The organism is Neisseria mucosa (assembly GCF_003044445.1).
Classification (GTDB): domain Bacteria; phylum Pseudomonadota; class Gammaproteobacteria; order Burkholderiales; family Neisseriaceae; genus Neisseria; species Neisseria mucosa_A.
On the sequence record NZ_POWX01000003.1, the window covers coordinates 83630 to 103951 of the forward strand.

General features: G+C 51.5%; 15 protein-coding genes, 1 pseudogene and 1 CRISPR repeat array. Of the genes and pseudogenes, 11 read left to right on the forward strand and 5 right to left on the reverse strand.

Features of this window, described 5'->3' with window-relative positions; translation table 11 throughout:
• Positions 1-3: 3 nt before the first annotated feature.
• The 7 genes from cas8c to DBY90_RS02660 all read left to right on the forward strand — a co-directional run bounded on the left by cas8c (position 4) and on the right by DBY90_RS02660 (position 11094).
• The gene (gene cas8c / locus DBY90_RS02625) at positions 4-2073 is read left to right on the forward strand and encodes a type I-C CRISPR-associated protein Cas8c/Csd1 (RefSeq protein WP_234405094.1); all 2070 of its coding nucleotides are present in this window, start codon (positions 4-6) and stop codon (positions 2071-2073) included.
• A 22-nt stretch (positions 2074-2095) separates the two neighbouring features.
• On the forward strand, positions 2096-2935 hold the full coding sequence (gene cas7c, locus DBY90_RS02630) for a type I-C CRISPR-associated protein Cas7/Csd2 (RefSeq protein WP_070491066.1): 840 nt from the start codon (positions 2096-2098) through the stop codon (positions 2933-2935).
• Between the two features lie 14 nt (positions 2936-2949).
• The gene (gene cas4 / locus DBY90_RS02635) at positions 2950-3603 is read left to right on the forward strand and encodes a CRISPR-associated protein Cas4 (protein ID WP_070491068.1); all 654 of its coding nucleotides are present in this window, start codon (positions 2950-2952) and stop codon (positions 3601-3603) included.
• 49 nt (positions 3604-3652) lie between these two features.
• On the forward strand, positions 3653-5137 hold the full coding sequence (locus DBY90_RS02640; RefSeq protein WP_107986498.1) for an RNA-directed DNA polymerase: 1485 nt from the start codon (positions 3653-3655) through the stop codon (positions 5135-5137).
• 72 nt (positions 5138-5209) lie between these two features.
• Positions 5210-6223: a type I-C CRISPR-associated endonuclease Cas1c gene (cas1c, locus tag DBY90_RS02645; protein ID WP_070491072.1), complete on the forward strand. Its 1014-nt coding sequence runs from the start codon at positions 5210-5212 to the stop codon at positions 6221-6223.
• Positions 6224-6297: 74 nt separating this feature from the next.
• Entirely contained in the window at positions 6298-6591 is a 294-nt protein-coding gene (gene cas2 / locus DBY90_RS02650; protein ID WP_070491074.1) for a CRISPR-associated endonuclease Cas2, read from the forward strand.
• A gap of 189 nt (positions 6592-6780) precedes the next feature.
• Positions 6781-10491: direct repeats of the CRISPR family, unit length 31 nt; unit sequence CAGCCGCCTTCAGGCGGCTGTGTGTTGAAAC.
• Between the two features lie 384 nt (positions 10492-10875).
• Positions 10876-11094, forward strand: coding sequence for a YdcH family protein (locus tag DBY90_RS02660; protein WP_029609831.1), 219 nt, complete (start codon positions 10876-10878; stop codon positions 11092-11094).
• Positions 11095-11177: 83 nt separating this feature from the next.
• On the opposite strand, the gene cysG is transcribed toward DBY90_RS02660, so the two are convergent.
• A complete protein-coding gene (gene cysG / locus DBY90_RS02665) occupies positions 11178-12593 on the reverse strand; it encodes a siroheme synthase CysG (RefSeq protein ID WP_107986502.1) in 1416 nt (471 codons plus the stop codon).
• 269 nt (positions 12594-12862) lie between these two features.
• Here cysG and cysD point away from each other — a divergent pair, with 269 nt between their 5' ends.
• On the forward strand, positions 12863-13777 hold the full coding sequence (cysD, locus tag DBY90_RS02675) for a sulfate adenylyltransferase subunit CysD (protein WP_070491078.1): 915 nt from the start codon (positions 12863-12865) through the stop codon (positions 13775-13777).
• Positions 13749-13958: pseudogene (locus DBY90_RS13615) on the forward strand (IS5/IS1182 family transposase); the annotation flags it as partial. The gene cysD and the pseudogene DBY90_RS13615, both read left to right, overlap by 29 nt.
• A 68-nt stretch (positions 13959-14026) precedes the next feature.
• Here DBY90_RS13615 and cah read toward each other — a convergent pair.
• The 4 genes from cah to DBY90_RS02700 all read right to left on the reverse strand — a co-directional run bounded on the left by cah (position 14027) and on the right by DBY90_RS02700 (position 18115).
• Positions 14027-14785: a carbonic anhydrase gene (gene cah / locus DBY90_RS02680; RefSeq protein ID WP_070492581.1), complete on the reverse strand. Its 759-nt coding sequence runs from the start codon at positions 14783-14785 to the stop codon at positions 14027-14029.
• Positions 14786-15260: 475 nt separating this feature from the next.
• Positions 15261-15992, reverse strand: a complete 732-nt coding sequence (locus tag DBY90_RS02690; RefSeq protein ID WP_070492580.1) for a phosphoadenylyl-sulfate reductase — start codon at positions 15990-15992, stop codon at positions 15261-15263.
• A gap of 124 nt (positions 15993-16116) precedes the next feature.
• A complete protein-coding gene (gene dinB, locus DBY90_RS02695) occupies positions 16117-17175 on the reverse strand; it encodes a DNA polymerase IV (protein WP_070492579.1) in 1059 nt (352 codons plus the stop codon).
• Between the two features lie 94 nt (positions 17176-17269).
• Positions 17270-18115 carry a 23S rRNA (adenine(2030)-N(6))-methyltransferase RlmJ gene (locus tag DBY90_RS02700; RefSeq protein ID WP_070492578.1) on the reverse strand — a complete coding sequence of 282 codons (846 nt, stop codon included), beginning with the start codon at positions 18113-18115 and terminating at the stop codon, positions 17270-17272.
• On the opposite strand from DBY90_RS02700, the gene DBY90_RS12635 reads away from it, so the two are divergent.
• On the forward strand, positions 18059-18265 hold the full coding sequence (locus DBY90_RS12635) for a hypothetical protein (RefSeq protein ID WP_141743843.1): 207 nt from the start codon (positions 18059-18061) through the stop codon (positions 18263-18265). The genes DBY90_RS02700 and DBY90_RS12635 overlap by 57 nt on opposite strands.
• A gap of 64 nt (positions 18266-18329) precedes the next feature.
• Positions 18330-20087 (forward strand): exodeoxyribonuclease V subunit alpha, encoded by a 1758-nt coding sequence (gene recD, locus DBY90_RS02705; RefSeq protein ID WP_107986504.1) that lies wholly within the window; start codon positions 18330-18332, stop codon positions 20085-20087.
• The last annotated feature ends 235 nt before the right edge of the window (positions 20088-20322 follow it).

The window sequence follows — 20322 nt, forward strand, 5'->3', positions numbered from 1 at the left end:
TGGATGCAGAAACTTTATTGGACGTATAACGAAATTGAAAAGAATACGAACTTATCGGATTTGGAAAAAGAAAAACTAGCACCATTGTGGCATAGCCCGCAAACTGCCCATATTCAAATTACTTTGGATGAAGACGGAAAGTTTCTTGGAGCTAGGGTTTTAACCGATAAACCGATTATCATGTTGCCCGTAACGGAAAGCTCAGAGGGACGGACAAGCGGTTTGGCTTCCCATGCTTTGGCGGATAGCTTGCAATATATCGCAAAAGATTTGGGACTGATTTATCAAAAAGAAGTCATTACAGAAATCGAAGGGAAAAACGGTAAAAAGAAAAAAACAAAAAGCAAACATGAAGACTTGATTTTCAATTTGTATGCAGAACAGCTAGATAAATGGTGTGCAGCGATAGATAACAAAAAGGTATTGGCAATACAAAAATATGTTCACAAGGGAACGGTATTAGCTGATTTGATAAAAGAAAAAGTCATTCCCGTAGATGATAACGGCGAGTTGCTGACAAATTGGATTGAAAGGGAAAACAAAGACAAGCAAAAACCTGAATTGTTTAATGTTTTAACTAAGGAGCAAGGGAAATTTGAAATCCGAAAAGCCCTTGTTGTTTGGTCAGTGCAAATACCCGGCGATTTTGTTCCTGAAACTTGGAAGGATAAGGAAGTCCAGAAAAGTTGGGAAAATTATTACCAGCAGACTTTAAAAAGCCAATTTTGCACAATAACAGGGAATGAACAGAAAATTCGTGAAAGTCATCCCGCAAAATTGCTTTATTCAGGCGACAAAGCAAAATTGATTTCTTCCAATGATAAGGAAGGATTTACCTACTTAGGTCGATTTGAAGAAGCTAACCAAGCAACAACAATTTCGGCTGAAGTATCGCATAAGGCTCATGCCGCACTTAGGTGGTTGATCGATAGGCAAACTACTGCACGAAATAATGAACAAGTTACCGTCGCCTGGGCAATCAGCGGCAAACCTATTCCGTCGCCGATGAAAGACATTTCCGCCGAACTGAATTGGGCGAATATGGACAACTGGGACATAAGTGCGGTTGAAAATCCTGATGAAATCGTCGCCCAAAGGCCACCTGAAAACCCAGAACCGTCTCCCGATTGGTCGGTGAATATCGGGCGTGCTGCTGCACAAATTATCAAAAAGAAACTGCACGGCTATCAGGCAGAATTGAAAGCCCACGAACAAATCTCCCTGATTATGCTCGATTCTGCCACACCGGGGCGCATGGCATTGACTTATTACCAAGAATTTCTGCCTGCCGACTATTTCGCCAATTTGGATGCATGGATTGATGATTTTTCCTGGTATCAGCGTTACAGCATTGAGCAACCGAATGCTAAAAAATCAGATAAAAAGAAAACCCTTTGGGCTTTCGTCCCGCCGTCGCCTTACAGCATTGCCGAAGCCGTGTACGGCAAATCCCTGTCCGACACGCTCAAAAAACAGCTTTACGCCCGACTTCTGCCTGTTATCGCAGGTGGAACATCCGTGCCGATTCCTGAAGATTTGGTGCGTCAAAGTTTTCAGGCAGCCTGTAATCCTAATGGCTGCGAAAACTGGGAATGGCAAAGAAACATCGGCGTCGCCTGCGCCCTATACAAAGGCTGGCGTGCTCGTCATCACGATTTATCACAACGGAGAACTTACCCTATGAGTTTGGATACCCAAAACCGCTCGCGCGATTACTTATACGGCAGATTGCTTGCCGTTGCCGAAAACACCGAATCCTACGCCCTGTATTTGGCGGGCGAAAAACGCGCCACCACCGCCGAACGCTATATGCAGCGTTTTGCCGAACACCCGTTTGCCACATGGCGTAATATTGAGCTGGCATTGAAACCCTATCAAGAACGCCTGCGCAACAATGGCAAAGATACCGGCGCACAGGCAATCGGCGAGATTATGGAATTATTTGCCACCGATGATTTCACCTGTGATGACAAATTAAGCGGCGAATTTCTCTTGGGCTACCATTGCCAAAAAATGGAAATCGCCCGCCGTATTGCCGAGTTTTCAGCCAACAAATCCAAAACTGACGAATAACTCAACTTGAAGGAAAACCAAAATGAGCTTAACCAAAAAAATCGACTTTGCCTTAATTCTGAAAGTTACCAACGCAAACCCTAACGGCGACCCCTTAAACGGCAACCGCCCGCGTGCCGATTTCCAAGGTTTCGGCGAAATGACCGATGTGTGCCTGAAACGCAAAATCCGCGACCGCCTGCAAGACAGCGGCGAGAGCATCTTCGTACAATCGGACGAAAAGAAAACCGACGGCATGACCAGCCTGGCCAACCGTGCCAAAGATAAAGATGTCGGCTTGGGCGCGGATGCTTTTAATGCCAAAAAAGCCAACAAAGACGACACCGCCAAAAAAGCCTGCGACAAATGGCTGGATGTGCGCAGTTTCGGACAAGTTTTCGCATTCAGCGGCGACGGTAGCAGCGGCATATCCATCGCCGTGCGCGGCCCCGTTACTATTCAATCCGCATTCAGCGTTGAGCCGATTAACATCACCAGCACACAGATCACCAAAAGCGTTAGCGGCGAAGGCGATGGCTCGAAAAAAAGCTCCGACACCATGGGCATGAAACACCGTGTCGATCAGGGCGTGTACGTTGCCTTTGGCGCAATGTCGCCGCAGCTTGCCGAGCGCACCGGCTTTTCAGACGACGATGCCGAAAAAATCAAAGCCGTACTCACCAAACTCTTTGAGGGTGACGCATCTTCTGCCCGCCCCGAAGGCAGTATGCAGGTGCTGAAACTCATCTGGTGGGAACACAACAGCAAAGCAGGGCAATATTCTTCCGCCAAAGTGCATGGCAGCCTGAAAGTGAATGCCGATGGCGGCTATGAACTGGAAAAACTTGATGGTTTAACTCCGCAGGAAATCGACGGCTTCTAAAAACATTCAAAAAAATGACCGCACTTTCAACTGAGAGCCAAGGGGAAAATCAGGACATGCGCCTGATTCCCCTTTCCGCCCTGCAACACTACGCCTTCTGCCCGCGTCAATGCGCATTGATTCATAACGAGCAGGCGTGGGCGGAGAACTATTTGACCGCGCAGGGCAAGGCGCTGCATGAGCGGGTAGATTCGGGCGAGCCGGAAACGCGCAAGGGTGTGCGTTTTGAGCGGACGGTGCATGTGTCGGCGGAGAAACTGGGCATCAGCGGCGTGTTGGATTTGGTGGAAGTGGAAACGAAAACAGGCCGTCTGAAACCTGTGGAATACAAACGCGGCAAACCCAAACCCGACCCGATGGACGAAATCCAGCTTTGCGCCCAAGGCTTGTGCCTAGAAGAAATGACAGGGCAAACCATCTCTGAGGGCGCGCTGTGGTATATGCAAACCCGCCACCGCGTCCCCGTCGTGTTTTCAGACGACCTGCGCGCCCAAACCCTCGCCACCATCACCGCCGTGCGCGAACTCTTAAATAGCGGACACACCCCGCCGCCCGACTACGGCAAACGCTGCAAGGCCTGCTCGCTGGTGGAGATTTGCCAGCCTGAGTTGCTGGGGAAACGGGATAGGAGTATGGGGTATGTGGCGGGGTTGTTTGGGGGAGATTAAAAAACAAACAATAGATATGTAAATACTTTTATGATGGGATAAACAATAAATGAGTCGAAAAAGCATTTTAGAACTGGACGCTAATGAAGCAAGGAAATTCTTTTTAAAACATGAAAGCTATTGCAACATTGATTTGCCAAAATATTTTTCATTCTCTGAATTATTAGAAAAAATATCTAATGAATATTCAGGGAAATCGTTGGGAGATTTTTCAGACAAAAAGAAAATGACGAATTTAGATGATGTGAATTATCTTTTATATGCCAATAAAGATGGGAAATTATCATGGAGACCATTGCAGATTATAAATCCTTTAGTATATGTGGCATTAATACATAAAATTACTGAACAGAAAAATTGGGTAAAAATACAGGCAAGATTTAAGAATTTTAGTAAAAATGAAAAAATAAAATGTTTAAGCATACCTGTTCAATCGGAAAATAAACAATCTGACAAAGCTCAGCAAATTTCAAATTGGTGGGAACAAGTAGAACAGCAGTCTATTTTGCTCTCATTGGAGTATGACTACGTTTTTGATACAGATGTAGCAGATTGTTATGGTTCAATTTATACACACTCTATTGCCTGGGCTGTTGAGGGAAGAAAAAAAGCTAAAAATAATCGAAAAAATAATTTGCTTGGCAATTTTATAGATGCAACTATACAAAATGCCCAGTATGGGCAGACTAATGGTATTCCACAAGGCTCCGTGTTGATGGACTTTATAGCTGAGATGGTCCTAGGTTATATAGATTTGATTCTCACAATAGCGCTAAAAAAATGTAAAGTTAACCAGTATCAGATTTTACGTTATCGTGATGATTATCGAATTTTTGTTTGCAATTCTAATGATGGTGAGATGCTTCTGAAATTGCTTTCCGAAATTATGATGCCTTTTGGATTCAAGTTGAATTCAAACAAAACCAAAGGAAGCCAAGATGTTATTACTCAATCGATAAAAAAGGACAAACTAGCTTGGTTAGCTATTCCGCAAAATAATCGAATCAGTTTACAAAAGCAACTTTTGCTTATTAGACAACATAGTATTAATCATGCTAATTCTGGTAGTTTAAATACCGCCTTGAATAAATTTGATAAACAGATAGAAAGAATTAGAAATAAAAAAGGAAAAGTGCGTAATATAGAGCAGCTTATTAGTATTGCAACAGATATTGCATACCATAATCCGAAGGTAATACCAGTGTGCTGCGCAATCATTAGTAAATTACTTTCAGAATTGGATGATAGTAAGCATATATCTTTATTAGTTCATGAAAAATTAAGCAAAATGCCTAACTCAGGATTTGCACAAATTTGGCTGCAAAGGATGTTGAAAGATAATTTAAGTTATTTTAAATTTTCAGAAAAAATATGTGAATTGAAGAATAGTCAGATAAGTTTGTGGAATTACGACTGGGTAAATAGCCCGAGTATGTTAAATATATTGAAGAACACATCTATTTTCTTGCAAGCTGAATTTGATAAATTAGATAGTATTATTCCTAATAATGAAATTGACCTTTTTGATTATTAGTAAATAAATGTAGATACCTAATTTTCAGCTAATCCTCCAACAAAAGCAGAATCAAACCCCAAGGAGCCTCCCATGCGCAAACTGCAAAATACGCTCTACATCACTACCCAAGGCAGCTATCTGCATAAGGAGCGGGAGACGCTGGTGGTGGAGCAGGAGCGTAAGAAGGTGGCGCAGTTGCCGGTGCATTCCATCGGCCATATTTTCTGTTTTGGGAATGTGCTGGTGTCGCCGTTTTTGCTGGGGTTTTGCGGTGAAAATAATGTGAATTTGGCGTTTTTTACCGAAAACGGACGTTTCTTGGGGCGGCTTCAGGGGCGGCAGAGCGGCAATGTGCTGCTGCGTCGGGCGCAGTATCGGGTGTCGGAGCAAAATCCCGTGCCGATTGCGCGCAACATCATTGCGGCGAAGATTCAGGCGAGTAAGCGGGTGCTTCAGCGGCAGATTCGCAATTACGGTGAGAATGCGGCGATTCAAAGTGCGGCCGATGCTTTGAACATTTCGCTGCGGCAGTTGAAGGGCGCGGCGGAGCTGGACGTGGTGCGCGGCATTGAAGGTGATGCAGCGGCGCGTTATTTCGGCGTGTTCGGGCAGCTTTTGAGCGAAAAAAGCGGCTTTTCTTTTGACGGGCGCAACCGCCGCCCGCCTAGAGACGGGGTGAATGCGCTATTGTCGTTTGTGTACAGCATCTTGGGTAAGGACATCAGCGGCTCGCTGCAAGGCGTGGGACTGGACCCGCAGGTAGGTTTTCTGCACGCCGACCGGCCGGGGCGCGACAGTTTGGCGCAGGATATTTTGGAAGAATTCCGCGCGTGGTGGGCGGACAGATTGGTGCTTTCACTAATTAACCGAGGGCAAATCAAACCGCAGGATTTTGTTACCGAGGCAAGCGGCACGGTAAGCCTAAAAGCCGATGCGCGTAAGCTGTTGTTCCAAGCCTTGCAGGCGAAAAAGCAGGAGAAAATCGTGCATCCGTTTTTAGGCGAGGAAGTGGAAATCGGCTTGCTGCCGTATATTCAGGCGATGCTGTTGGCGCGGCACTTGCGCGGAGATTTGGCGGAATATCCGCCGTTTTTGATGAGATAGGTTTGCAGGCTGCCTGAAAACGGGTTGGCTGCTTTCAGACGACCTCTAAAGCAGCCTGCACATGGGAATACAAAATGCTGATGCTGATTACTTACGATATTTCGCTGGAAGACGCAGAAGGACAGGCAAGGCTGCGGCGCGTGGCAAAATTGTGTCTGGACTACGGCGTGCGCGTGCAATATTCGGTGTTCGAATGCGACATTGCGCCCGACCAGTGGGTTGTTTTAAAGGACAAACTTTTGAAAACCTACAACCCCGAAACCGACAGCCTGCGCTTTTACCATCTGGGCAGCAAATGGCGGTGCAAAGTGGAACACCACGGCGCAAAACCGGCGGTGGATGTGTTTAAGGATACGTTGATTGTGTGAATCGCCAACCTACGGTTCTCATGAAAATGCGGCAGGGTTGGCGAATTGGGATTGTTCTTTAACAATCAGGATATTGCGAATGCGGGTGTAACGGAAAAGGCTGTGTTATACTCGCGTTCGCGCTTTTCTTGGGAGCTTAGCGAACTCGGGGCTGCGAAACCTGATGGAGCAAGGCTTTTGAGAGAGGCCCAGCCGCCTTCAGGCGGCTGTGTGTTGAAACGTCTTCCAATAGACTTACACGGACACCGTATTTGCAGCCGCCTTCAGGCGGCTGTGTGTTGAAACGCCACCATCCTCTTTGACACGATCCGAAATGCGCCAGCCGCCTTCAGGCGGCTGTGTGTTGAAACTTGCATTGTGTCGCTGTATCGTTCATAATCGCCCAGCCGCCTTCAGGCGGCTGTGTGTTGAAACGCTTTGTCGTAGATACGGCAATAACAAGATGAACAGCCGCCTTCAGGCGGCTGTGTGTTGAAACTGATAGATGAAGTAGCGGAAAGAGTAGATATAGACAGCCGCCTTCAGGCGGCTGTGTGTTGAAACATCTTTATAAATAGGCTCAAGACCCCACACAAATCAGCCGCCTTCAGGCGGCTGTGTGTTGAAACAGCTATAGGTTTTGTATGACGAGATGTATATCCCAGCCGCCTTCAGGCGGCTGTGTGTTGAAACTTGTACGTCCTGATCAACTCGGAACGGAAGAAGAACAGCCGCCTTCAGGCGGCTGTGTGTTGAAACCTTGAGACGAATAGCAGGAACAACCCGATTTTCCGCCAGCCGCCTTCAGGCGGCTGTGTGTTGAAACTCAAAGTAAACGAAGCCATCAAACGCGCACACATCGGCGCAGCCGCCTTCAGGCGGCTGTGTGTTGAAACTCAAAGGGTCGGTTCGATCATCAGCGTGCCGGCAACGGGGACAGCCGCCTTCAGGCGGCTGTGTGTTGAAACTCAAAGAGAACGAAGAAGAAACTAATGAATCGATGCAGCCGCCTTCAGGCGGCTGTGTGTTGAAACTCTGGAAAATGCCATCCGTCGCGATATAGCCGTCAGCCGCCTTCAGGCGGCTGTGTGTTGAAACCGAATGGCACAGTAGTAACCCTCGGCCCTGCAACCAGCCGCCTTCAGGCGGCTGTGTGTTGAAACATAAAAAAATGAGGATCCATCATAGCCCCTACCTCAGCCGCCTTCAGGCGGCTGTGTGTTGAAACTGGATACGGCGCGACTTACCAAACAGAACAAGGACCAGCCGCCTTCAGGCGGCTGTGTGTTGAAACGTGTAGCGGGATAAGCGGCTCAGCGCCAATTCCATCAGCCGCCTTCAGGCGGCTGTGTGTTGAAACATTGCTTCAGGAATCCCCGCCAATCCGAGCAATCCAGCCGCCTTCAGGCGGCTGTGTGTTGAAACAGCCATATCCTTATAGGTTTTAATCTCACGTTCGGCAGCCGCCTTCAGGCGGCTGTGTGTTGAAACTTTCGTGGAATGAAAAGCTGATTTGGTCGATAAAGCAGCCGCCTTCAGGCGGCTGTGTGTTGAAACTGTTTCGCCGTTGAAAACACGCTCAAGCGCATCGCCAGCCGCCTTCAGGCGGCTGTGTGTTGAAACCAAAGTCGGCGGTTTTGCTCGACGCTCCGTTTGCAGCCGCCTTCAGGCGGCTGTGTGTTGAAACCAAAGCGCGATCAGCTTGTCGTATTTGCGCGCCGCCGTCCAGCCGCCTTCAGGCGGCTGTGTGTTGAAACCAAAGAGTCCAACACCGACCGCTCCACAGCACGGCAGCCGCCTTCAGGCGGCTGTGTGTTGAAACACATTACCGCGCGACTCCTGCATCGACAATGCAGCAGCCGCCTTCAGGCGGCTGTGTGTTGAAACCTGAAGGGCATGACATTAAAGATATGAATGTTTGCAGCCGCCTTCAGGCGGCTGTGTGTTGAAACAAGTGCTACGAGCGTTTGGCTTTGGCTGTTTACCCAGCCGCCTTCAGGCGGCTGTGTGTTGAAACTTCTTCGAAATTCCCATAATCTGTAATGTATAAACAGCCGCCTTCAGGCGGCTGTGTGTTGAAACAGGCGGAGTGCCGTTATAAAGCTTACGGAAAACCAGCCGCCTTCAGGCGGCTGTGTGTTGAAACCATCGAATTGATACGGCCATGCAAGCGGCCAAACCAGCCGCCTTCAGGCGGCTGTGTGTTGAAACAGAATAATTCTGTTGTCTGCGGTTGATTTCCTGACCAGCCGCCTTCAGGCGGCTGTGTGTTGAAACACGCTGGGAAGTCCGATATAAATCTACCAAAGTCGCAGCCGCCTTCAGGCGGCTGTGTGTTGAAACATGATAACCGCCTTCAAATTCTTCGGCAGAATAACAGCCGCCTTCAGGCGGCTGTGTGTTGAAACATAGACATTCTGGCATTGATATTATTTTGATAACCAGCCGCCTTCAGGCGGCTGTGTGTTGAAACTTTTTCGGGCAATTCGTCGCATGCCAAAATGTTCAGCCACCTTCAGGCGGCTGTGTGTTGAAACGGCTTGCTTCGCTTCAACCGGTTCTACCGCTTCGGCAGCCGCCTTCAGGCGGCTGTGTGTTGAAACCCGTGCCTGAGTACGCACTTAAATCGATGACCTTCAGCCGCCTTCAGGCGGCTGTGTGTTGAAACACACTGGACATTACCGCAATCGGCGATATGGACTTGCAGCCGCCTTCAGGCGGCTGTGTGTTGAAACCGCCCAAATCGTTTATGCATATAGGGTTGTTAAACCAGCCGCCTTCAGGCGGCTGTGTGTTGAAACAGTTCAGTATGATGAGACGACACCGCACTTGCAGGCCAGCCGCCTTCAGGCGGCTGTGTGTTGAAACGCCTAACGGCGTACCATACAAACCACAGACTAACCAGCCGCCTTCAGGCGGCTGTGTGTTGAAACGATTTGTTTTTCCATCGCCTGACGCTGACCTGCAACAGCCGCCTTCAGGCGGCTGTGTGTTGAAACTCTTCGATGGCAGCGGTGCCATCTACCATAGCATTGCAGCCGCCTTCAGGCGGCTGTGTGTTGAAACCTTTTGACGGAGGTCTTTATAAAGTACGCTTCGTCAGCCGCCTTCAGGCGGCTGTGTGTTGAAACCGGCAGGAAAACGCGATTGAATGGCAGCGTTTGCAGCAGCCGCCTTCAGGCGGCTGTGTGTTGAAACCCCAATCTTGATGTGGAACAGTTTGCCAAAGTATCAGCCGCCTTCAGGCGGCTGTGTGTTGAAACGCACGTCATCGCGACGGCTGACTTTATCCCAAAATCAGCCGCCTTCAGGCGGCTGTGTGTTGAAACTCCACCGCCGCCCATCACGCCCTTACTCTCGCCCCAGCCGCCTTCAGGCGGCTGTGTGTTGAAACAAAGGCATATTTAAGCCATTGAATAGACTTGCTCATCAGCCGCCTTCAGGCGGCTGTGTGTTGAAACCACAAGATCCGATCCGTGATGTCTTGGCCGCGTCAGCCGCCTTCAGGCGGCTGTGTGTTGAAACCAAAAAAACCGGTCTGGCAACGGTAGGAGGGTCCAGCCGCCTTCAGGCGGCTGTGTGTTGAAACTGGCGTGACAACAACAACACAGAGACTGTATTGCCAGCCGCCTTCAGGCGGCTGTGTGTTGAAACAGGCTTGCTTTGTGCTTCCTGATGAGTTGTATTATACCCAGCCGCCTTCAGGCGGCTGTGTGTTGAAACACAAATTGGAGACCAAGAAAACAAATGTCGTCCAAACCAGCCGCCCTCGGGCGGCTGTGTGTTGAAACCATAGATATGATAGTGATTTTATAGAAATTCAGCCAGCCGCCTTCGGGCGGCTGTGTGTTGAAACAGACGACCTCTACCGTACTGGCGATTGATTTTGCCAGCCGCCTTCAGGCGACTGCGTGTTGAAACCCTTAGCCGAGGGAGCAGATGTAGAGGCGCAGGCCCAGCCGTCTTCAGCTAACCATATATCGAAGCCGGACGGTGCTTTCCTGATTTAAACCGTCTGTAACCATCTGCTTTTTGATGGTTATCTCTGAAAAATTATCTTTGGAATAGGAAATCGTTAATCCATCAAATCTCTGTCTTTCAGACGATTGAAATCGGATTTGTTCTATTCTGATTAAATCGGATTTTTCCAGCTTCGGGCTGCCGGATAAATTTGATGCAATGCAGGGTTTGATTGGCAAGGGGCTGGATAAAAATGGCAGCTTTGTTATAATAAAACTACTGGCAGTTACATACTTTTCTTGGCATTGCGCCGTTTTATTCATATTAACGAAAGAGGAAAACAAAATGTTTCCAGAATATCGCGATTTAATTTCCAAATTAAAACAAGAAGACGCTCACTTCGCCCGTCTGTTTGACGAGCATAATGAGTTGGACGATAAGATTACAGGTTTGGTTAATAATCCTGTTACCAGCGGTGCTGATGAGATTGAAGAGCTGAAAAAAGCCAAATTGAAACTGAAAGACGAGTTGTACGCTTTGTTGCAAAAGGCTTCAGGTAAGTAATCGGGATTTGAATAAGGTCGTCTGAAACCGGATTTCGGTTTTCAGACGACCTTTTGTTTATTGAAACAATTTGAAACAACGCTTCAGGCGGCTTGTTCGTGCATCGTGTGAAGGCGGCTTTGCGCAGGATTTTCTTGAAACCATTTCAATTCGTCGCGCAGGGAAACGACTTCGCCGATGACGATCAACGCGGGGCGCGGGGCGTTTTCTGCCAACTCGGACAGGTTTTTCAGACGACCTGTCACGACGCTTTGATGCGGGAGCGTGCCGTTGGAGACGATGGCGACAGGCGTGTCGCCGCTGCGTCCGTGTGCCATCAGTTTTTCGGCGGTTTCGGCGGCTTTGAGCGTCCCCATATAGACGACTAGGGTTTGGTTGTCGAGGGCGAGCGTGCGCCAGTCGGGTTGGTGGCCGTCGTGTTTGCTGTGTCCGGTCACGAAGAGTGCGCTTTGGGCGCAGTCGCGGTGCGTCAGGGGGATGCCTGCGTAGGCGGTCGCGCCCAGTGCGGCGGTGATGCCGGGGATGATGCGGTATGGGATGTTTGCCTGCCGCAAGGCTTGGGCTTCTTCGCCGCCGCGCCCAAAAACGAAGGGGTCGCCGCCTTTGAGTCGGACGACGCGCAAACCGCGTCGGGCGTATTCGACAAGAAGGCGGTTGGTTTCTTCTTGCTGGACGTGGTGCGAACCTGCGCGTTTGCCGACGCTGATTTTGTCCGCGTCCTTGCGCACCATGCTTAAGACGTCGTCTGAAACCAAAGCGTCGTGGAACACGACATCCGCCGCCTGTATCGCCTGCAAGGCGTGCAAGGTGAGCAGTCCGGCATCGCCGGGTCCTGCGCCGACTAGGACGACTTCGCCTTTTGCCGCGCCGAAGCCGTCCAGCTGCGCGGCAAGCTCTGCTTCGGCGGCATCGAGATTGCCTTGTGCGGCGAGTGCGTTAAAACGGCTGTCGAACAGGTTTTCCCAAAAACGGCGGCGGTTTGCCGTGCCTTTGATTTTGGCTTTGACCGCATTGCGCCATTTGCCCGCGAGTGCCGCCATTTGACCGGTGTGCAGCGGGATGAGCGTTTCGATGATTTGCCGCCACTTGCGCGCTAAAACAGGGGCAGTCGCGCCGCTGGAGACGGCGATTTTGAGCGGGCTGCGGTCGATGACGGCGGGGACGGTGAAGGAACACAAATCCGCGGTATCGACGGGGTTGCAGAGCTTAGCCCGCCGCTCCGCCGCTTGGAAAATGCGGCGGTTGAAGGCGTAATCGTCGGTGGCGGCGACGGCGAAAAATACGTCGTCCAAATCGTCCTCGTGAAATTCGCTGCCCAGCCATTCGATTTTGCCTTCGTCCGCCCATTTTTGAAAAACGGGATTGAGTTCGCGGGCGACAACCCTGACCGCAGCCCCTGCCTGCAACAGGCTTTCGGCTTTGCGTTCCGCTACTTTGCCCGCACCCGTCAGTAGGACGGGACGGCCGTTTAAATCGGCAAACAGGGGATAATGGTTCATGGCGTGTTCTCTTATTAAGCTATCGTGCCGCCCATCTTAAAATCCCGCAGGCTTTGGCGGAAAGAATGGTTTTTGCTTATCTTATCGAGTTTGGTTATATGTGCCGTTTCCGTTGCCGTGTGGCAAAAAGGTCGTCTGAAAACGGTAATCCCCTTTCAGACGACCCCCAATATAACGAAATCATCTTTGCTTCAAACAAACCATTCTTTCCGTTTTTCAGACGACCTCTTTAGAGTACCGCCTATCCGAGTTTTGCCAAAGAGAACAATATGTCTATTCAAAACCACCACTTAGACTGGCTCGAAGCCGAATCCGTCTACATCATCCGCGAAGTCGTCGCCGAAGCGAAAAATCCCGCGCTGCTGTTTTCCGGCGGCAAGGATTCCGTCGTTTTGCTGGCGCTGGCGGTCAAAGCGTTCAAACTCGAAGGCCGCCCGCTCAAGCTGCCGTTCAAGCTGCTGCACGTCGATACGGGGCACAATTACCCCGAAGTGATTCAGTTCCGTGATGAAACCGTAGCGCGCACAGGCGTACAACTGGTGGTCGGCAGCGTTGAGGATTCCATCAAAAAAGGCACGGTCGTCCTGCGCCGCGAAACCGATTCGCGCAACGCCGCGCAGGCGGTGACGCTGGTGGAAACCATTGAAGAACAAGGCTTTGACGCGCTGATGGGCGGTGCGCGGCGCGATGAGGAAAAAGCGCGGGCGAAGGAGCGGATTTTCTCGTTCCGCGACGAATTCGGACAATGGGATCCGAAAAGCCAGCGTCCCGAACTCTGGTCGCTCTACAATACGCGGCTCTTTAGCGGCGAAAACATGCGCGTGTTCCCCATTTCAAACTGGACGGAACTCGACATCTGGCAATACATCGCCCGCGAAAACCTCGTGCTGCCGCCGATTTATTACAGCCACAAACGCGAAGTCGTCGAACGCGGCGGGCTGCTCGTCCCCGTTACCCCGCTGACGCCGAAACGCGAAGGCGAAGTTTCCCAAATCCGCGACGTGCGCTTCCGCACCGTCGGCGACATTTCCTGCACCTGCCCCGTAGCCAGCACCGCCGCCACGCCCGAAGACATCATCGCCGAAACCGCGGCGGCCACCATTTCCGAACGCAGCGCCACGCGCATGGACGACCGCGTGTCCGAAGCGGCGATGGAAGAGCGCAAAAAGGCGGGGTATTTTTGAGCGGAGCTGCTGGCGAAATCGGCTTGAGTTGAAACCCAAGCCGATGACTTTGTTCCGGAAATATAGTGGATTAAATTTAAATCAGGACAAGGCGACGAAGCCGCAGACAGTACAAATAGTACGGCAAGGCGAGGCAACGCCGTACTGGTTTAAATTTAATCCACTATATTGTGATGAAGAGCGAAAAAAGGTCGTCTGAAAACCTAAATTTGGTTTTTCAGACGACCTTTTCGTTTACGGCTTTACCGTTTATTCGATGACAACGCGCGCGTTAAGCGGCTGGACGGGGCGGTTGTTATGAGAACCGACGGCGCGGGTGAATTTTTCTGCCTGCGCCTGATCGATGTGGTCGTAGGTTTTCAACAGCAGCCACGATACGCCTTCGCTGCACGGCGGCGTGGTCAGCGAACCGGCAAAGCGGTAGTATTTCAGTCGTTTCGGCAGCAGGGTGCCGGCGTCGAAAGCTTTGTCGAGGTTTATCTTTCCTTCCTTCATCGGCATCACGTTCCATATAGGCGCGAGGCGGTCGTTGGTTTTTCCGGGTTCGTACAATACTGCCAATACCAAAGGCTGGCGGTTTTCGTCCAAGTGGACGAAGTGGGCTTCCATCGGGAAGGTGCGGCCTTTGATTTGGTTTTCACTGGGGACGTGAAAATGGAATTGTTTCAGGGTGTAGGTACGGCCGTTTACGCTGAGGGTATTGCCACCTTCCGGGTAGTTGACTTGGATGGTGTGGCCGTTGTTTTCCACGTCAACCGCGCTCGGTTTGTAATTGACTTTGATGGCGGGCAGTCTGCCGGAGACGGTTTCGGTGATGTTTACGGGGGATTGGTTTTTGCCTGTGGAGCATAAACGGAACTCTTCGGAAAGCTCGCCCCAGCTTTCGGGGGAGTCGTGTCCGGTGTAACCCCAATGGGTGTGGCTGCCGTGTGCGGCGGCGGAGAATGCTGCGAAAGTGGACAGCAGGAAGACAGTCAGACGAGGCAACGTGAGGTTCAAGCAGGGCATTGCAATATCCTTTCTGTAAGGAGGAGGGAAAAAGCATTGCGGTGCGTATGTATAGTGGATTAACTTTAAACCAGTACGGCGTTGCCTCGCCTTAGCTCAAAGAGAACGATTCTCTAAGGTGCTGAAGCACCAAGTGAATCGGTTCCGTACTATCTGTACTGTCTGCGACTTCGTCGCCTTGTCCTGATTTAAACTTAATCCACTATGGATTATTGTTATTTTTTATTTAACCATAGCCATATTAAATCATTGGGTCAAGCCTTCTTTGGGTAATTCCTTTAAGGCTATGAAGTTAAAGCGAATTCATTTTTAAAAAAACGATATTGTCGTTTTAGGAATGGATAATAATTTGAAATAGAAAAACGCTGATTGGTGCGCGAGAAAAATTAAAGGAAAGCCGCCCTATGATAAAGGTCGTCTGAAAAAAACCTGAATTTGGTTTTTCAGACGACCTTTTTGTCATGCCTGCCAAGGGTTATTTGTGTAACCCGCATTCTTTGCTGTCTTTACTTTCCCACCACCAGCGTCCGGCGCGGATGTCTTCGTCTGCTTTGATGGGGCGGGTGCAGGGTTCGCAGCCTATGCTCGGGTAGCCTTGGAAATACAGGGCGTTGAGCGGGACGTCGTAGGCCTGCACGTATGCCCAGACGTCGTTTTCTTCCCAGTCGAAAATGGGGTTGAACTTGGCGATGTTGCGGCTGTGGTCGGTTTCTTCGAAATCCAGTTCGCTACGGGTTGCCGATTGGCTGCGGCGTTGTCCGGTCAGCCAGGCGGGGGCGTTTTTCAGGGCGCGGTTGAGCGGCTCGATTTTGCGGATGTGGCAGCAACGGCGGCGCAGCTCGACGCTGTCGTACATGGCGGTTGCGCCGAATTCCTGCTCAAACTGCTGCGCGCTTTCGGGATTGGGGTGGAAGACTTCCAGCTCTGTTTGGTAGCGGGCGTTGACGGCGGTAATCAGGGCGGCGGTTTCGGGATTGAGCTTGCCGGTGTCGAGGGTGATGATGCGCAGGGGGAGTTTCAGGCGGCAGATGGCGTCGGTAATGATCATGTCTTCGACGGCAAGGCTGGAGGCAAAAACGGCTTGCGGATAGCGGCGGGCGATGTGTTTGAGGCGGGTTTCGAGCGTGGCGACCAACTCGGGCAGCCGGTGCCGTTCGGCTTCGCCTGTCATCGGGATGGTCCAAAGCTGGGGGCGGAAGAGGGACATGGTTGGCTGTTCCTTGATTTTTGTTTTCAGACGACCTCTCGTTAAAAAGGTCGTCTGAAAGTTTGTACGGAACATTATTGTCGGGCGGTCTCGCGTGAAGGGGAAAGAATGCTTTTCTATTTCTTTATAACCAAAGCGATTGCTGCTGGTCTTTCGGCACGAGGTGGTTCACGCCTATGCCGATGAGGCGGAAAGCGTCTTCTCTCTGGGGCGGCACGCGCTGCATCAGGGTTTGCGCGGCGCAAAGCAGGGCGTCGGTGTCGGGCAGGACGGAAGAGTAGGTCAGGGAGCGGGTGATGATGCGGAAATCGTGGGTTTTCAGCTTGAGGGTTACGCCTTTGGCTTCGACGTTTTTGCGCATGATTTGCTGCCACAGGTCTTCGGCAAGGTGGGGCAGGTGCCCGCCTGCCTGTTCGAGCGACAGGTCTTCGGGCAGGGTGATTTCGGTGGAGATTTGGAGGCGTTCGCGTTCGGCTTTGACGGGGCGCTCGTCCGTACCGCGTGCCAAATCATAAAGGCGGTAGCCGTAGCGTCCGAAATGGTTTAAGAGTTCGCCGCGCTCGAAACGGCGCAAATCACCCGCCGTCTGCATTCCCAGCGACTGCATTTTTTTCAGCGTGACCTTGCCCACGCCGGGGATTTTGCCCAAAGGCAGTGTTTCCAAAAATGCCATGACTTTGTGCGGCGGCAGGACGAACTGTCCGTTCGGCTTGCGCCAGTCCGACGCGATTTTCGCCAGAAATTTGTTCGGCGCGATGCCTGCGGAGGCGGTCAGACCGGTTTCTGCAAAAATGGCGGCGCGGATTTCTTTGGCTACTTCGCTGGCGTATGGGATATTTTTGAAATTGTGGGTCACGTCAAGATAGGCTTCGTCCAGCGACAAGGGTTCGATCAAGTCGGTATAGCGCCTGAATACGGCGTGAATCTGCGCGGAAACCTGACGGTACAAATCGAAATGCGGCGGCACATACACCGCTTGCGGACACAACCTTTTCGCCGTCGCCAACGACATCGCGGAATGCAGCCCGAACTGCCGCGCTTCATACGATGCGGCGCAAATCACCGAACGCGCGCCTTCCCACGCGACGACCACGGGCAGCCCTTTCAAATGCGGCTGCTCGCGCAGTTCTACCGATGCGTAGAACGCGTCCATGTCGATATGGATGATTTTGCGCTGGGACATTGAAGACGGCCGGGAAAGAAAAAGAGACGGATATTTTAGCGGAAAACGATAGGGGAAGGTCGTCTGAAACCAGTTTCAGACGACCTTTGCCGGTTTATTTGATTTGATAGTCTAAAACGAAACGCGCCGCATCATCTTGAGCCAGAATTTCCGTCAGCTTGGGCAGCGTATCCGCCAATTTTTTTGCCAACAGATAGGGCGGATTGACGACGAACATCCCGCTGCCGTGCATACCGAAACCGTCTTCGCGAGGTTTGTGGACATAAAGCTCGGCTTGAAGGTAATTTTCGGGCATGAGTTTTTTCAACTGTTCCGGCAGCTTGCGGCTCTCCTCGCGGCTCAAGCAGGGATACCAAACCAGATAACAGCCCGACTCGAAACGTTTGAGCGCGTCTTGCAGGGTTTGGACAACGCGGCGGTAATCTTGTTTTTCCTCATAGGGCGGGTCGATCAGTACCACGGCGCGGCGCGGCGGCGGGGGAAGCAGCGAAATCAGTCCGCGATAGCCGTCAGTCTGCGTGATTTGCCCGCGTTTGCCCAGACGGGCTTCTTTCATGTTGTTTTGCAAATGCGCAAAATCGGCAGGATGAAGCTCGAATAGGCGAAGTTTGTCGCATTCTCGGGTGAGAAAGCGGGCAAGCCAGGGCGAGCCGCAGTAGAGGTTTTCATCGGGCAGGATTTCTCTCAGACGACCGGTAAAGTCGGACAAATCCGAGGGCAGCGCATCTGCTTGAAGCAGCCGTGCAATCCCCTGCCGGTATTCGCCGACCTTCTGCGCCTGCTCGCCGCGCAAATCATACAAACCCGCGCCGCTGTGGGTGTCGATATACCAATACGGTTTGTCTTTGAGGTTGAAATATTCCAGCGTAAGGAAGAGGGTGAAATGTTTGAGCATATCGGCGTGATTGCCGGCATGGAAGGCGTGGCGGTAGCTGAGCATGGCAGGGGTCGTCTGAAAACAGGGAAAGGCGATTATATCCGCAAATGCGGCAGGGCTGTTGCCGGGCTTTCAGACGACTTTGGGATTGCGCTGGAAGTAAACCGTCCCGACAGATTACCATCGCAGAAATTTTTGTTTTGTCCGATATAATACAGGTCGTCTGAAAACCGGATTTCCGTTTTCAGACGACCTTTTTTCAATACGGGAAACGATGATGGCTGAGAATACTGCCGATGATTTGAACCTTGCCGCCGCTCAAGCAGCGGGGCGTTTGCTGGAGCGTTGCGTACCGGAGGATGCTGCGGTGCTGACGCCGTATGTGTTGCGGCTGTTTGCGGCTTTGCAGAACGGGCATTCGTTTGTTTGGCTGGATGAGGGTGAAGCAGAGGAATTGGCGGGATTGGCGCCGACGGTCGGGCAGGGCGCGTCGCCGTTGGTGTTGCGGGGCAAAAAGTTGTTTTTGGGGCGGATGTGGCAGCTCGAGCATGATTTGGCAGCTGAAATTCAGCGTTTGGCGCAAGCGGAAGTCGAGCCTGTGGATTGGATGAGCGCGTCGCAAAACTTGTCTTGCTGGTTTGTCGATAAAGGCAGCGAAGGGCAGCGGGATGCGGCGGGGCTTGCTTTGCTTCAGGCGTTTATGCTGATTACGGGCGGACCGGGTACGGGCAAGACGACGACTGTGGCGAAACTTTTGGGGCTGGTTTGCACCAACTCCGGCACGCGCCTGCCGCGTATCGCGCTGGCTGCTCCGACGGGCAAGGCGGCGGCGCATATGGCACGCGCGCTGCATCGGGCGGTGGACGGTTTCGAGATGACGGATGCGGTGCGCAATCATTTGTCCGCGTTGGAAGGGCAGACGGTTCACCGCCTTTTGAAACTGCGCCCGCCGCAAATGCTGCCTGCGTTTGACGGAAACCGCCCGCTGCCTTTGGATGTGTTGGTGGTGGATGAGGCTTCGATGTTGGATGTTTCCCTGCTGCTTCACTTGCTGCGTGCGATTCCGTCGGGCTGCCGCGTGATTTTTTTGGGCGACGAGTTCCAACTGCCTTCGGTCGGTGTCGGCGCGGTATTGGCGGCGTTGTCGAGACGGACGGTTTTGGATAAGGAGACGGCGGATCAGCTGAGCATTTATCTGCCTGAACACGGTTTCCCCGTGGAGGAAAATCCGCCGGTTTTGTCGCAAAACGTCGCGCAACTGACAGTCAGCCACCGTTTCGGCGCAAATAGCGGCATCGGTTGCTTGGCGAGGTCGGTTGTGTCGGGTAAGAGCGGGGAAGGTTGGGCGCAGTTTGCCTTATTCCCCGATGAGTTGGAAATCCGCGAGGGTCGTCTGAAACAGCAGGCGGAACTGCTTTACCGCAAACACGAAAAATACTGGCAGGCAGTCGATAAAAACGATGTGGCGCTGGCGTTCGGACACGCGGCGGATGTGGTCGTTTTGGCGGCATGGCGGCAGGACGCGGAGGCGTTCAACGAAGAGTATTGCCGTTATCTGCAACGCAAACATCGGGCAGGCGCGGATACGCCGTGGTTCGCGGGACAAATCATCATGATTGCGCGCAACGACTATACGCTGGAAGTGTTCAACGGCGACATCGGGCTGATTATGCCCGACGCGGAATCGGCGAACGGCTTGGCGGCGTATTTTCCGAATGCGGACGGCTTCAAAAAAATCGCCATCAGCCGCCTGCCGCAGTTTGATTCCGCGTTCGCCATGACTGTGCATAAAAGCCAGGGTTCGGAATATCGGGAAGTCTGGCTGTTGCCGCCGTCGGGGAAAATAGAGCAGGGCGGGGATGACGCGCTGTCGGGCTTAAACAATGCGCTGCTCTACACCGCCATCACCCGCGCACGGGAACGCTTCGTCTTTTGGGGAAATGAAGAGCAATGGCGGATGGCGGTGGAAACCCGCAAAACCCGCCGCACGGCATTGGGCGACATCTTGGACGCGATGTTCGTGCCGAAAGCTTGAATCAAACCCTAAAGGTCGTCTGAAAACGAAACGGATGCTGCCGGAAGTTTTCAGACGACCTTTCTCTATTGATATGCGTCAAAATCAGTTTGGAAATAAGCATAATACTCTAAATCTTCTTGACGGTTTGTGCCGTCTTTCATAGGATTACAGCCGTTCGATTACAAAAATTAGTAAATTTCTAACAAATATTGATTAGGAATTTTTGTTAAAAATACCTTTTACCCTTCAATCG